Annotated in this window: 10 protein-coding genes; 8 read left to right on the top strand and 2 right to left on the bottom strand. The window is 70.0% G+C overall.

Annotation, left to right across the window (positions count from 1 at the left end; all coding sequences use genetic code 11):
- Positions 1-4 precede the first annotated feature (4 nt).
- The 6 genes from OG226_RS15550 (at position 5) to OG226_RS15525 (ending at position 6,830) form a co-directional block, all read left to right on the top strand.
- On the top strand, positions 5-1,159 hold the full coding sequence (locus OG226_RS15550) for an ABC transporter ATP-binding protein (protein ID WP_327407046.1): 1,155 nt from the start codon (positions 5-7) through the stop codon (positions 1,157-1,159).
- Positions 1,159-2,085, top strand: a complete 927-nt coding sequence (locus tag OG226_RS15545) for an ABC transporter permease (protein ID WP_328678297.1) — start codon at positions 1,159-1,161, stop codon at positions 2,083-2,085. The genes OG226_RS15550 and OG226_RS15545 overlap by 1 nt, the downstream gene beginning before the upstream one ends.
- Positions 2,086-2,886 (top strand): ABC transporter permease, encoded by an 801-nt coding sequence (locus tag OG226_RS15540; RefSeq protein WP_033284912.1) that lies wholly within the window; start codon positions 2,086-2,088, stop codon positions 2,884-2,886.
- Between the two features lie 47 nt (positions 2,887-2,933).
- Positions 2,934-4,361: an NAD(P)/FAD-dependent oxidoreductase gene (locus OG226_RS15535; RefSeq protein ID WP_329349255.1), complete on the top strand. Its 1,428-nt coding sequence runs from the start codon at positions 2,934-2,936 to the stop codon at positions 4,359-4,361.
- Positions 4,362-4,489: 128 nt separating this feature from the next.
- Entirely contained in the window at positions 4,490-4,945 is a 456-nt protein-coding gene (locus OG226_RS15530) for a hypothetical protein (RefSeq protein WP_328678293.1), read from the top strand.
- 112 nt (positions 4,946-5,057) lie between these two features.
- Positions 5,058-6,830 carry a chitinase gene (locus OG226_RS15525; protein ID WP_329353399.1) on the top strand — a complete coding sequence of 591 codons (1,773 nt, stop codon included), beginning with the start codon at positions 5,058-5,060 and terminating at the stop codon, positions 6,828-6,830.
- On the opposite strand, the gene OG226_RS15520 is transcribed toward OG226_RS15525, so the two are convergent.
- Together OG226_RS15520 and gabT are read right to left on the bottom strand one after the other, a co-directional pair.
- The gene (locus OG226_RS15520) at positions 6,818-7,405 is read right to left on the bottom strand and encodes a phosphatase PAP2 family protein (protein ID WP_443066889.1); all 588 of its coding nucleotides are present in this window, start codon (positions 7,403-7,405) and stop codon (positions 6,818-6,820) included. The two genes, OG226_RS15525 and OG226_RS15520, sit on opposite strands and share 13 nt — an antisense overlap.
- 478 nt (positions 7,406-7,883) lie before the next feature.
- Complete coding sequence (gabT, locus tag OG226_RS15515) at positions 7,884-9,218, bottom strand: 4-aminobutyrate--2-oxoglutarate transaminase (protein WP_328678291.1); 1,335 nt, start codon at positions 9,216-9,218, stop codon at positions 7,884-7,886.
- A gap of 256 nt (positions 9,219-9,474) precedes the next feature.
- Between gabT and OG226_RS15510 the strand changes: the two genes are divergently transcribed.
- Together OG226_RS15510 and OG226_RS15505 are read left to right on the top strand one after the other, a co-directional pair.
- Positions 9,475-11,892, top strand: a complete 2,418-nt coding sequence (locus OG226_RS15510; protein ID WP_329349254.1) for an ATP/GTP-binding protein — start codon at positions 9,475-9,477, stop codon at positions 11,890-11,892.
- Between the two features lie 115 nt (positions 11,893-12,007).
- Positions 12,008-13,588 carry a PucR family transcriptional regulator gene (locus OG226_RS15505; protein WP_329349253.1) on the top strand — a complete coding sequence of 527 codons (1,581 nt, stop codon included), beginning with the start codon at positions 12,008-12,010 and terminating at the stop codon, positions 13,586-13,588.
- The last annotated feature ends 77 nt before the right edge of the window (positions 13,589-13,665 follow it).

Here is a 13,665-nt window from a genome sequence, read left to right as displayed (position 1 = left end):
GACGATGAACACCAAGGACAACAGCGGCGATGTCCGCCTCTCCGGTATCAGCAAGACCTACGACAACGGCTTCACCGCCGTACAGCCGCTCGACCTGACCGTCCCCCAGGGCTCCTTCTTCGCCCTGCTCGGCGCCTCGGGCTGCGGCAAGACCACCACCCTGCGCATGATCGCCGGCCTGGAGGAACCTTCCTCCGGCACCGTCCACCTCGGCGACCAGGAAGTCACCGACCTCCCGCCCTACAAGCGGCCGGTGAACACCGTCTTCCAGTCGTACGCCCTCTTCCCGCACCTCGACATCTTCGAGAACGTCGCTTTCGGTCTGCGCCGGCGCGGCATCAAGTCGGTGAAGCAGCAGGTCGTCGACATGCTCGACCTTGTCCAGCTCGGCGAGCAGGCCCGCAAGAAGCCGCATCAGCTCTCCGGCGGCCAGCAGCAGCGGGTGGCGGTCGCCCGCGCGCTGATCAACACCCCCAAGGTGCTGCTCCTCGACGAGCCCCTCGGCGCCCTCGACCTCAAGCTGCGCCGCCAGATGCAGCTGGAGCTCAAGCGCATCCAGACCGAGGTCGGCATCACCTTCATCCACGTCACGCACGACCAGGAGGAGGCCATGACCATGGCCGACACGGTCGCCGTGATGAACGCGGGCCGCGTCGAGCAGCTCGGCTCGCCCAGCGATCTCTACGAGAACCCGAACACCACCTTCGTCGCCAACTTCCTCGGCACCTCCAACCTCATCGAGGCCGAGGTCGACTCCAAGAGCGGCGACGACATCATCCTCAAGGCGGGCGGCGGCAAGCTGGTCCTCCCCGAGGCGCGATGTTCGGCGCCCACGACGACCGGCGGCAAGGTCCTGGTCGGCGTACGCCCCGAGAAGATCACCCTCACGCACGCCGACGACGCCGGCGAGATCCCGGCCGGCCGCAACCGCATCACCGGCAAGATCGCCGACTCCAGCTTCATCGGCGTCTCCACCCAGTACGTCATCGACAGCCCGGTCTGCCCCGAGTTCGAGGTCTACGCACAGAACATCGACCGCGACCTCCGGCTGCGGCCCGGTGCCGACGTCGTCCTGCACTGGAACCCGGCCCACACCTTCGGCCTCGACGCGGCGCAGGACATCGACGCCGGCGTCGACATCGAGGAGGAGGCCGCCTGATGGCCGCTGTCACCGAGGCGCCGCCCCTGGCGCCCGCGCCGGAGGAGAAGCCGCCGCGCAAGAAGCGGGGCCGCTGGACGCCGTACTGGCTGCTGCTGCCCGGCATCCTCTGGCTGATCGTCTTCTTCGCGCTGCCGATGATCTACCAGGGCTCCACGTCGATCCAGACGGGCTCCCTGGAGGACGGCTACAAGGTCACCTGGCACTTCGTCACCTACTGGGACTCGCTGTCCGAGTACTGGCCGCAGTTCCTGCGCTCGGTCCTCTACGCCGCCGCCGCGACCATCCTCTGTCTGCTGCTGGGGTATCCGCTGGCGTACCTCATCGCGTTCCGCGCGGGACGCTGGCGGAACCTGATCATGATCCTGGTGATCGCGCCGTTCTTCACCAGCTTCCTGATCCGCACCCTCGCCTGGAAGACGATCCTCGCGGACAGCGGCCCGGTCGTCAGCGTCCTCAACACGCTGCACGTCCTGGACGTCACCAACTGGCTCGGCTGGACCTCGGGCGACCGCGTGCTGGCCACACCACTCGCCGTGGTGTGCGGACTGACGTACAACTTCCTGCCGTTCATGGTGCTTCCGCTCTACACCTCGCTGGAGCGCATCGACGGACGGCTGCACGAGGCGGCCGGCGACCTCTACGCCAAGCCGTTCACCACCTTCCGCAAGGTCACCTTCCCGCTGTCGATGCCCGGCGTCGTCTCCGGCACCCTGCTGACCTTCATCCCGGCGGCCGGTGACTACGTCAACGCCGAACTCCTCGGCTCCACCGACACCCGCATGATCGGAAACGTCATCCAGACGCAGTTCCTGCGCATTCTGGATTACCCGACAGCGGCCGCGCTCTCCTTCATCCTCATGGCCGCCATCCTCGCCATGGTGACCATCTACATTCGCAAGTCCGGGACGGAGGATCTGGTTTAAATGGCCGTCGTACGCTGGTTCAAGCGTCATTTCGTCGTCATCGCGGGCCTGTTGACCCTCGGATATCTCCTCCTTCCGAACGTCATCGTCACGGTGTTCTCCTTCAACAAGCCGAAGGGGCGCTTCAATTACGAGTGGCAGCAGTTCTCGCTGGACGCCTGGGAGAAGCCGTGCGGTGTCGCCGACATGTGCGGCTCGCTCTCCATCAGCCTCCAGATCGCCGTCTGGGCGACGATCGGCGCCACGCTGCTCGGCACGATGATCGCCTTCGCGCTGGTCCGCTACCGCTTCCGCGCCCGCGGCGCGATCAACTCGCTGATCTTCCTGCCGATGGCGATGCCCGAGGTCGTCATGGCCGCCTCGCTGCTCACCCTGTTCCTCAACATGGGCGCCCAACTGGGCTTCTACACCATCCTGATCGCCCACATCATGTTCTGCCTCAGCTTCGTCGTCACCGCCGTCAAGGCCCGCGTGATGTCGATGGACCCGCGCCTGGAACAGGCCGCCCAGGACCTCTACGCCGGCCCGGTGCAGACGTTCCTGCGCGTCACCCTGCCCATCGCGGCCCCCGGCATCGCGGCAGGCGCGCTGCTCTCCTTCGCGCTCTCCTTCGACGACTTCATCATCACCAATTTCAACGCGGGTTCGACCGTCACCTTCCCCATGTTCGTCTGGGGTTCGGCACAGCGCGGCACACCCGTTCAGATCAATGTCATCGGTACGACCATGTTCCTCGTCGCCGTATTGTTGGTCCTCGTCTCCATGGCGATCACCAACCGCCGCAACAAGGTAAAGGCATAACCGCAGCAACAGCGCCAACCCGGTGAACCCTGTAGGGAGTTGAAATCATGGCCCCGAGCGCCATGAGCCGTAGCAACAACTGGACCAAGTCTCTTTCCGAAGCACGGCCGGTGCCGTTCTGGCTGGACGACCCCGGCAAGCCCCACCCCGAACCCGCGCTCACCGGCGGTGAGACCTGCGATCTGCTGGTCGTCGGCGGCGGGTACAGCGGACTGTGGACCGCGCTCCTCGCCAAGGAGCGCGACCCGCGGCGGGACGTGGTGCTGGTGGAGGGCCGCGAGGTGGGCTGGGCCGCCTCGGGCCGCAACGGCGGATTCTGCGCCGCCTCGCTCACCCACGGACTGTCCAACGGCCTCACCCGCTGGCCCGACGAGATCCACAGACTGGAGGAGCTGGGCGCCCGCAACCTCGACGAGATCGAGGCGGCGGTCGCCCGCTACTCCCTGGACTGCGAGTTCGAGCGCACCGGCGAGATCGATGTCGCCACCGAACCGCACCAGGCCGAGGAACTCCACGACTGGCACACCGAGTTGGAGAGCCAGGGCCTCGCCGACGGCACCGAGTTCCTGGACGCCGACGCGGTCCGCGAACAGGTCGCCTCCCCGACCTTCCTGGCCGGCCTCTACGACAGCCGGGGCGTCGCGATGCTCAACCCGGCCAAACTGGCCTGGGGGTTGAAGCGCGCCTGCCTCCAACTCGGCGTCCGCGTCTACGAACACACCCCCGCCCTCGCCCTCAGGCCGCACGGCGCCGGCATGGCCGTGCGCACTCCGTACGGCTCGGTCCGCGCCCGCCGGGTCGCGCTCGGCACCAACATCTTCCCGAACCTGGTCAAGCGCGTCCGCGCGTACACCGTCCCGGTCTACGACTACGCCCTGATGACCGAGCCGCTCTCCGCCGACCGGTTGGCGTCGATCGGCTGGAAGAACCGCCAGGGTCTCGGCGATTCGGCGAACCAGTTCCACTACTTCCGGCTCTCCGCCGACAACCGCGTCCTGTGGGGCGGTTACGACGCCATCTATCCCTACGGCGGCCGGGTCCGCGCCGAGTACGACGACCGGCCGGAGACCTACGCCAAGCTCGCCGAGCACTTCTTCACCTGCTTCCCGCAGCTGGAGGGGCTCAACTTCTCGCACGCGTGGGGCGGCGCGATCGACACCTGCTCGCGCTTCTCGGCGTTCTTCGGCACCGCCCACCAGGGCAAGGTCGCGTACGCGGCGGGCTTCACCGGGCTCGGCGTCGGCGCGACCCGCTTCGGCGCGGACGTGATGCTGGACCTGCTCGCGGGGGAGCGGACCGAGCGCACGGAACTGGAGATGGTCCGCAAGAAGCCGCTGCCCTTCCCGCCCGAGCCCTTCGCCTGGACCGGCATCGCGCTCACCAAGTGGTCGCTGGCGCACGCCGATTCGCACGGCGGCCGGCGCAACCTCTGGCTGAAGACGATGGACAAGCTGGGCCTCGGCTTCGACAGCTGAGCCCAGCCCTCCGTGACATGTGATCCGGTTCACTCCTTCGAGGAGCCGGAACCCGCGTAATGCCTGGCGGAGACCTCCCTCTCTCCTGTGACGCGACCAGCGTCGACATGAGAAAGGGAGGTCTCCTCATGACTGGGGCGAAGACGGCCGTCGAGTGGCTGGCATCCGTAGCTCCGGATCCGGAGGCCTGCCGCTGGGAATGGGAGCGCAACCCCCTCGGGGTCGCGCTGCTGCCCGCCGGCAAGGCCTGGGACGTACTCATCCTGCCGGGTGAGCTCGGCTATCCCACGCTCGATGTGCTCACCAGGGTCATCGATCAACTGGGCCCGGTACTCGTCGACTTCGGTGACGCACGGATGGGCTTCCTCGTACCGCCCGGCACCGCGAGCCGCTGGCTGGGCACGGGGATCCGTACGGCGGGACTCGGCACCTGGATCGTCGTGCCGTACCCCGGCCGGTCCACCGGTGGAGTCCGCTGGCTGGTACCGCCGGACGGCTCCGGCACCCTCACCGACCCCGCACTTCTCGAACTCGCCATGCACGAGGCGGCGGCGGGGCTGGCCACGGAAGGGGAGGGCGGGTAACTGACCGAGGTCTTGACAAGCTAATTGGTCTGGACCAAATTGGGCGCGCTCCACCCCTCCAATTCCCCCATGTCCGGAGGCACTTGTGGACCGCACCAGACCCGTCCTCACCATGCTCACGGTCGCGGCCCTGGCCGTGTCCGGATTCACCGCGCTCTCGTCGGCCGCCCGTGCGGCCGACGCGGACCTGGCGAAGAACGGAGGCTTCGAAGCAGGCCTCGACAGCTGGTCCTGCACCGCGAACAGCGGTACGACGGTCAAGTCGCCTGTGTACGGCGGCAGTTCGGCGTTGCAGGCGACCCCGGCCGGCAACGACTACGCCCAGTGCGCGCAGACGGTGACCGTGCAGCCCAACTCCCAGTACTCGCTCGCCGGTTACGTCCGCGGCAGCTACGTCTACCTCGGCGCGAGCGGCACCGGCACCACCGACGTCTCCACCTGGACCCAATCGGCCCCCGACTGGCAGCGGTTGACGACCGGCTTCCGCACCGGCCCGTCCACCACCAAGGTCACGATCTACACGCACGGCTGGTACGCCACCGGCGCCTACTACGCCGACGACATCTCCCTCACCGGCCCGGCAGTGGACGTAGGCCAGCCGCCGACCACTCCGACGGGCCTCGCCGTAGGCTCCGTGACGTCCTCCTCCGTCGCCCTCTCCTGGTCCGCCGTCACCGGCGCCACGAGCTACGCGATCTACCGCGGCGGGGTCAAGGTCCAGACGGCGAGCGGCACTTCGGCCACCGTGGGCGGGCTGTCGGCCGCAACGGGGTACAGCTTCCAGGTCACCGCGGTGAACGACGCGGGTGAGTCCGCGAAGTCGACGGCGGTCACCGCGACGACGTCCACCGGCTCGGGCCCCAGCACCGGACTGCCCACCCACGCCCTGGTCGGCTACCTCCACGCGAGCTTCGCCAACGGCTCCGGCTACACCCGCCTGGCGGACGTACCCGACAGCTGGGACGTCATCGACCTGGCCTTCGGCGAACCCACCTCCGCCACCTCCGGCGACATCCGCTTCAACCGCTGCCAGGTCAGCGAGTGCGCGAACGTCGAGAGCGACGCCGACTTCAAGGCGGCCATCAAGGCCAAACAGGCGGCGGGGAAGAAGGTGTTGATCTCCATAGGCGGCGCCAACGGCCAGGTCCAACTGACCACGACGGCGGCCAGGGACACCTTCGTCTCCTCGGTCTCGAACATCATCGACACCTACGGACTCGACGGCCTCGACATCGACTTCGAGGGCCACTCCCTGTCGCTGGACGCGAGCGACACGAACTTCAAGAGCCCCACAACTCCCGTGGTGGTCAACCTCATCGCGGCCCTGAAGACCCTGAAGGCCAAGTACGGCTCGAAGTTCGTGCTGAGCATGGCACCCGAGACGTTCTTCGTGCAGATGGGCTACCAGTTCTACGGCACCGGCAGGTTCGGCGGCCAGGACCCGAGGTGCGGGGCGTATCTGCCCGTCATCTACGCCCTGCGCGACGACCTCACCCTGCTGCACGTCCAGGACTACAACTCGGGCCCGATCATGGGCCTCGACAACCAGTACCACACCATGGGCGGAGCCGATTTCCACATCGCGATGACGGACATGCTGCTCACGGGCTTCCCGGTGGCGGGTGACACCAACAACCTGTTCCCGGCCCTGCGCCCGGACCAGATCGCCATCGGCATGCCGGCGTCGGTCAACGCGGGCAACGGCTATGTCGCCCCGGCCGAGGTCACCAAGACCCTGGACTGCCTGACGAAGAAGGTGAGTTGCGGCTCGTACGCGACCCACGGCACCTGGCCGACCCTGCGCGGGCTGATGACGTGGTCGATCAACTGGGACCGGTACTCGAACTGGGAGTTCCAGAAGACGTTCGACGGCTACTTCGGCTGAGGTCCGTCGCGAAAGCGGCCGAGGAAGCGGCCGAGGAAGAGCCGCAGCGAGGCGAGCAGCACCGTACCGAGGCACCAACTGGCCACGACGTCCAGTGGCCAGTGGTAGCCCCGGCGGACCAGACCGAAGCTGACGCCGGCGACGAGCAGGGCGCAGATGATCACGACCCCGCGCCGGGCGTACACCGTCCGGAGCCGAGGGAGGAGAACCAGGGCCGAGGCGCCGTACGCGATCATCGCGGTGGCCGTGTGGCCGGAGGGGTAGTAGCCGGTGCCGGGCGGGACCGCCGGGGTGCCGCCGCGGGCGATCAGTTCCTTGAGGGGGACGACGATCGCCGGGACCAGGGCCATCAGCACGGCCGCCGCGAGGGGTGGCAGCCACCAGCGGTCGAGACCTGTGGCACGGCCGCGTCGGCCGACGTGGACGAGAACGACGACGAGGACCGGGATCGCGACCTGGATGTTGCCGAGGTCGGCGAGGAGTTCGGAGGCGCGGTCCGGGTGGACGAGGGCGTGGCTGAGGCGGGTGTCCAGGCGGAGGAGGGGGCCGTCGGCCGCCACCTGCCAGGTGATCACCGCGAAGAGGAGCGCGGGAAGGGCGAGAAGCAGCCAGAAAAAGGAGGTCGGCCGGCCCGGAACAGGGGGGGTAGTTCCGAGCCGGCCGTCCGGATCGGGTCGTCGGCCGCCCCGGGGGGTTTGGGGCGGGCGACTGTCCGATCGGTGAGGAGATTCGGAGCCAGAGGCTCCTGTTGTGTGCGCGAGGGCACGACCAGGTCGAAGCTGGGGAGGCCCCGGCCTGAAGTCGCCCACAGTCCCCTGTGGGCGGGGTGTATCTCTCATCTGGGTAGAACCTACGGCAGTGGCTGCGGGTAAGACAGGTGGAATCGCGTCCCGTCATGCACCCCGCACACCTTCTTCACACGGCCTGACGCCCGCCGCCCCGGCTGTGGAATCGCTGTGAGCGAAACGGGTGGGGCGGTTGCGGCGCATGAGGCTCAACTCCTGTGCGGGAGCTGCGAGTTGCGTGTGGCTGGGGTGCACGCGCGGGGGTGGCTCAGATACGTGCGAACGCCTGCTCGATGATGTCGAGCCCCTCGCTCAGCAGGTCGTCCCCGATGACCAGCGGGGGCAGGAAGCGCAGCACGTTGCCGTAGGTGCCACAGGTCAGGACCAGCAGCCCCTCCTGGTGGCAGGCCTTGGCGAGCGCGGCCGTCGCCTCCGGGTTCGGTTCCTTGGTCGTACGGTCCTTGACCAGCTCGATGGCGATCATCGCGCCGCGCCCGCGCACGTCGCCGATGATGTCGAACTTCTCCGCCATGGCCCCGAGCCGGACCTTCATGACCGACTCGATGTTCTTGGCCTTGGCGTTGAGGTCCAGCTCCTTCATGGTCTCGATCGCGCCGAGCGCACCGGCACAGGCGACGGGGTTGCCGCCGTAGGTCCCGCCCAGCCCACCGGCGTGGGCCGCGTCCATGATCTCGGCGCGCCCGGTGACGGCGGCGAGCGGCAGCCCGCCCGCGATGCCCTTGGCGGTGGTGATCAGATCGGGCACGACACCCTCGTCCTCACACGCGAACCACTGCCCCGTACGGCAGAACCCGGACTGGATCTCGTCGGCGACGAACACGATCCCGTTGGCCTTGGCGAACTCGCTCAGCGCCGGCAGGAAGCCCTTCGCCGGCTCGATGAAGCCGCCCTCGCCGAGGACCGGCTCGATGATGATCGCGGCGACGTTGTCCGCGCCGATCTGCTTGTTGATCATGTCGATGGCCTGCGCGGAGGCCTCGGCACCGGCGTTGTCCGGACCGGTCGGCCAGCGGTAGCCGTAGGCGACCGGGACGCGGTAGACCTCGGGCGCGAACGGCCCGAAGCCGTTCTTGTACGGCATGTTCTTCGAGGTCAGCGCCATCGTGAGGTTGGTCCGGCCGTGGTACCCGTGGTCGAACACGACGACGGCCTGGCGCTTCGTGTACGCCCGCGCGATCTTCACGGCGTTCTCGACGGCCTCGGCGCCGGAGTTGAACAGCGCGGACTTCTTCGCGTGGTCGCCCGGGGTCAGCTCGGCGAGCGCCTCGGCGACCTCGACGTACCCCTCGTAGGGCGTGACCATGAAACAGGTGTGGGTGAAGTCGGCGAGCTGCGCGGTGGCACGGCGTACGACGGCCTCGGCGGAGGCGCCGACGCTCGTCACGGCGATGCCGGAACCGAAGTCGATGAACCGGTTCCCGTCGACGTCCTCGACGATCCCGCCGCCCGCGCGGGCGGTGAACACGGGCAGCACGGAGCCCACACCGGCCGCGACCGCGGCGGTACGGCGGGCCTGCAGCTCCTGCGACTTCGGGCCCGGGATGGCGGTGAGAACGCGGCGCTCCTGCGGAAGTGCGGTCATGAGGGGCTCCTGGGGTGGTGCGGACGCTTTTCTGCTTTCTTCCTTTCTCGCAGGCTAGGGCGGGTGACCGGGGGTGGGCATGCTCCATGTGGGCGGTGTCGGGGAGACCGGTTGTCCGCTGTGGACAGTGCCGGGATCGCGAGGATCGGTACGGGCCCGGCCCGGTAAGCGGTGAACTCCCCTGTGGGCGCGTTAGATTGACTCGCCGACGGTGTACGGAACGGCTGGTCAAGGGGCGAGGGCGAGGGCGAGGACGATGGACAGCGACGGGACGCGGGACGCGCGACACACACAGGCCAATCCTGTGCCCCGTCCTGCGGGACCGGCGGAGGTACCGGCCATGCCGCCGCGGCCTGCGCGGACACCGGGGATGACACCCGCGCCCGAACAGGCGCCGCGGTTCGACCCGGCCGTCGCCGACTGGCTGAACGAGCCCCGCCCGGCCGCCGCGCCCGGCATCTGGCGCTACGGATACCGCCCGCCCAAGGCCGACCGGGCATCGGCGCGGCTCTCCCCGGTCGCGATCCTCGGGCTGTTGGTCCCCCTGGTGGTGGCGCTGATCGTGTGGTCCTTCTGGCGCCACGGTGCCGTTCCGTACCAGTGGGCCCTGCTCAAGCTGTTCACCCCTGGCGACTGGTGGTGGGCGGGGACGGTGTCCCCCAAGGGGAACCAGGGCGCGGACGCCATCAGCGTCTACGACGGTGTCTTCTTCGCCCTGCTCGTCTACGCCGTCGTCAGGCTGGGCGGCTGGCTGGAGGTGGCCCGGCATGTCGTCGGCGGTCGACCCCAGCCCGCTCGTGCCCTGCTGGCGCTCGTCGGCGGTCTCGTCGCGCTCAGTTTCGTGTTTCCCACCGCGTTTCCCGGTGTCGGCTGGGAGCCGCTGCCGGTCCAGGACCCGCTGTTCTCCCTCGTCGTCCTGATCGCCGGTAGCCCCGACCTCTTCCAGTCGGTGCTCTTCACCGACACGCTGTACGCGCTCATCACCGCCCTGGTCCTGTGGCCCTTCGCCCGGCTCGGCGGCTGGTGGGCGTTCGCGAAGGAACGACTCGCCGCACGCAGCCGTACTGGCGAGGGCGAGGCCCGGCCGGCGCCTGCCGTTCTGCTGCCCGCCCAGTGGCCCGAGCTGCGTGAGGCGGGCCAGTACGAGGCGGCGGAGCTCCTCACCGCCGAAGTGCTCACGGGCCGTATGAACGATGTGGACTGTGCCCGGGTCGGGCACGCGTGGGAAACCGCCCGCAGGGACGCGCAGGTGGCCACCTTCAGCGACACGGTGCTGCGCAACGGGGCGGCGGCCTGGGCCCACCCGTCCGGAGCCCGTGACCTGCCCGGCCGCGCCGCACGGCACGACCTGCTGGACGGGCAGGTGCGTATCGGACAGTGGACGGCCGGGGAGCGCACGCCGTCGGCCTACCGCGGCGCGGGCACGGCGCTCGGCCCCGACGCCCTCGGCACCTCGCTCCTCGTCGTGGGACCGTCCGGCTCCGGGAAGACCAGGCACGTGGTCGCCCCGGTCGTCGAGTCGCTCGCCCTGCGGGCGCTGACCGGACAGTGCGCCGTCGTCGCGGTCTGCGCGGCCGGCACCCCGCTCGGACCGGACTCGGCGTACGACGTCGTGGTACGGATCGGGGACCCCACCTCCGTCTACGACCTGGATCCCTACGCCGACAGTGCCGACCCCGACGCGGCCGCCGCGTTCCTCGCCGAGGGGCTGGTCGGAGACCTCGACACCGTCGGTGCCCAACGGGCCACGACCGCGCTCGCCCAACTGCTCGGGCCGTATCGGGCGGTGTACGGCACCTTCCCGTCCCTGCCCGTGCTGCGGGACCTCCTGGAGGGCGAACCGTCGGCGCTGGACGCCCTGCGCCAGGCCCTGTCGGCGCCGGAGCACGCCGGTCTGCGCCGCGATCTCGACGCCCGGGCCCGGCAGAGCGGCGGTGCCGCCGACCCCGGCCCGGTGCTCGCCGACCGGCTCGCGCTGCTGGACCGGCCCGTGTTCGCCGACTTCTTCGGCACCGGCGACGCGGCCGTCCGGCCGTTCTCGCTGCGTGCCGTCGCCCATCACCCGCTGCGGGTCCGCATCGACGTGCCGGCGCACGGGCACGAGGAGGCCTCCCGGCTGATCACCCGGCTGGTCCTGGCCCAGTTCGACCATGTCGTGCACGACACGGGCCGCCGGCACTTCGCCTGTCTCGTCCTCGACGACGCCACCGGGACGGTGACCACCGAGTCCGTACGGCACATGCAGCGCCTGCGCTCGCAGAACGCGGGCGTACTCCTAGCCCTGCGCACCCTCGGCGACGTCCCCGAGACGCTGCACGGACCGCTGCACGGAGCGGTCGGCTGCCGGATGGCCTTCTCGGGAGTCACGACCTGGGACGGCAGTCGCTTCGCGCACGCCTGGGGCACGGAGTGGGTGGAGACCCGGGACGTGGCCCAGCACACCGTCTTCGCGGACCAGCCGATGACCCGGGCCATCCACGCCCTGCGCAAGCTGGTGACGGGCCGGGCGGTGACGACGGAGGCCGTGACCGTACGGCAGGTCGAGCGGGAGCGCTGGTCCGCGTCCCAGCTCGCTCACGAGGTGCCGCCGGGGCACGCGGTGCTGTCGCTCACCACGGTCGAGGGGAAGCACACACCGCCGTCACTGGTGGATCTGCGCCCCACAGCCCCCTGAACCGGGCATACAGGCACCCCCGACCATACGGTGAGGCAGAATCGGCACAGGCCGTTCATACGCGACGGCCAAAAGATCGACATGATCGCCGGTTCTTCCTCCATCTGAAGGCACCATGCCCCCCACGCTCGCCTCCCTCGTCCACCACTCCGCGCTCAAGCTCACCGTGCGCGCCGGCGAGGACCGGCTGGACGTGCCCGTGCGGTGGGTGCATGCCAGTGAGCTGGCCGATCCGGTGCCGTACATGGAGGGCGGGGAGCTGCTGCTGATCACCGCGTTGAAGCTGGACGCGGAGGACCCGAAAGCCATGCGGCGGTATGTGAAGCGGCTGGTGGGGGCCGGGGTCGTAGGGCTCGGGTTCGCCGTCGGGGTCAACTACGACGAGATTCCCCAGGCGCTCGTCGACACCGCGGGGGAAGAGGGGCTGCCGCTGCTCGAAGTCCCCCGGCGCACCCCCTTCATCGCGATCAGCAAGGCCGTCTCCGCGGCGATCGCCGCCGACCAGTACCGCTCCGTCACCGCCGGCTTCGCCGCGCAGCGCGAACTCACCAAGCAGGCCCTCACAGACGGCCCCGAGGGACTCCTCGCCGCACTCGCCGCACAGGTCGACGGATGGGCCGCGCTCTACGACGCGTCCGGCGCCGTCGTCGCCACCGCACCGGAGTGGGCCGGCCGCCGCGCCGCCCGGCTCACGGCGGACGTGGAGCGGTTGCGGGACCGGGCCGCGCCGGCTTCGTCCGTCGTGGGCGGGCCGGACAACGAGGACCGGGTCGAACTGCACACCCTGGGCACCGGCCGCCGCCCCCGCGCCGCACTCGCCGTAGGGACGGAGTCGGCGCTCGGTACGGCCGAGCGGTACGCCGTGCACTCCGCGATCGCGCTTCTGACCCTCACCACGGAACGCTCGCGGTCCCTCCAGGCCGCCCATGAGCGGATCGGGGCGGCCGTGCTGCGGTTGCTGCTCGCCGGGCACCCGGACCACGCGCGGGCGGTCGCCGGGGACCTGTACGGCGGGCTGCTCGACGCGCCGTTCCGGATCATCGTGGGGGAGTCGGCGGACGGTGACCCCCTGGACGGGCTCGCCGAGGCCGTGGAATCCGCTGCCGCGCGGTCCGGGGAAGCCGTGCTCGTCGTAGCGGAAGGGCCGGAACGGCTGGTCGTGCTGGCCGTCGACGGGGGTGTCGCCGTCGAGGCGTGTGGGGAGTACGCGGCGACGCGGGAGGCCGGGCGGGCCTCCTCGACCGCGGGGGAGCACACCGGCGACGAGAGCGAACTCGTCGTCGGGCTCTCCGCACCGGCCGGGCCCATCGCCGCCGCGGGCGCCTACAAGCAGGCCGAACAGGCGTTGTCCGTGGCGCGGAGGCGGGGGCGGGTGCTCGTCGAACATGAGCGACTGGCCGCCGGGTCCGTGCTGCCGTTGCTCGCGGACGACGCGGTACGGGCGTTCGCGGACGGGCTGCTGCGGCCGCTCGCCGAGCACGACGCCACCGGGCGCGGGGACCTCGTCGCCTCGCTGCGGGCATGGCTGTCCCGGCACGGGCAGTGGGACGCGGCGGCTGCCGACCTCGGGGTGCACCGGCACACCCTGCGGTACCGGATGCGGCGGGTCGAGGAGATCCTCGGGCGGTCGCTGGACGATCCGGACGTACGGATGGAGTTGTGGCTCGCGCTGAAGGCGACGGCCGCCGCGGAGTAGGCGGCATCTGCCGAACTGGAGTGTCCGCGCCAGGCACTGCTACGGCCCGGACAAACGCAGGCTCGCTTCCCCGCACC

The sequence above is a fragment of the Streptomyces sp. NBC_01261 genome (genome assembly GCF_036226385.1).
Classification (GTDB): Bacteria; Actinomycetota; Actinomycetes; order Streptomycetales; family Streptomycetaceae; genus Streptomyces.
Note: the sequence above shows the minus strand (reverse complement) of the source record. Positions and strands in the feature narration are given on the sequence as shown.

What these genes read in the sequence shown, in the direction of transcription:
- gabT (WP_328678291.1), bottom strand. Translation starts at nt 9,218, where the DNA reads ATGACCGCACTTCCGCAGGAGCGCCGCGTTCTCACCGCCATCCCGGGC.
- OG226_RS15550 (WP_327407046.1), top strand. Translation starts at nt 5, where the DNA reads ATGAACACCAAGGACAACAGCGGCGATGTCCGCCTCTCCGGTATCAGC.
- OG226_RS15545 (WP_328678297.1), top strand. Translation starts at nt 1,159, where the DNA reads ATGGCCGCTGTCACCGAGGCGCCGCCCCTGGCGCCCGCGCCGGAGGAG.
- OG226_RS15530 (WP_328678293.1), top strand. Translation starts at nt 4,490, where the DNA reads ATGACTGGGGCGAAGACGGCCGTCGAGTGGCTGGCATCCGTAGCTCCG.
- OG226_RS15535 (WP_329349255.1), top strand. Translation starts at nt 2,934, where the DNA reads ATGGCCCCGAGCGCCATGAGCCGTAGCAACAACTGGACCAAGTCTCTT.
- OG226_RS15540 (WP_033284912.1), top strand. Translation starts at nt 2,086, where the DNA reads ATGGCCGTCGTACGCTGGTTCAAGCGTCATTTCGTCGTCATCGCGGGC.
- OG226_RS15510 (WP_329349254.1), top strand. Translation starts at nt 9,475, where the DNA reads ATGGACAGCGACGGGACGCGGGACGCGCGACACACACAGGCCAATCCT.
- OG226_RS15505 (WP_329349253.1), top strand. Translation starts at nt 12,008, where the DNA reads ATGCCCCCCACGCTCGCCTCCCTCGTCCACCACTCCGCGCTCAAGCTC.
- OG226_RS15525 (WP_329353399.1), top strand. Translation starts at nt 5,058, where the DNA reads ATGCTCACGGTCGCGGCCCTGGCCGTGTCCGGATTCACCGCGCTCTCG.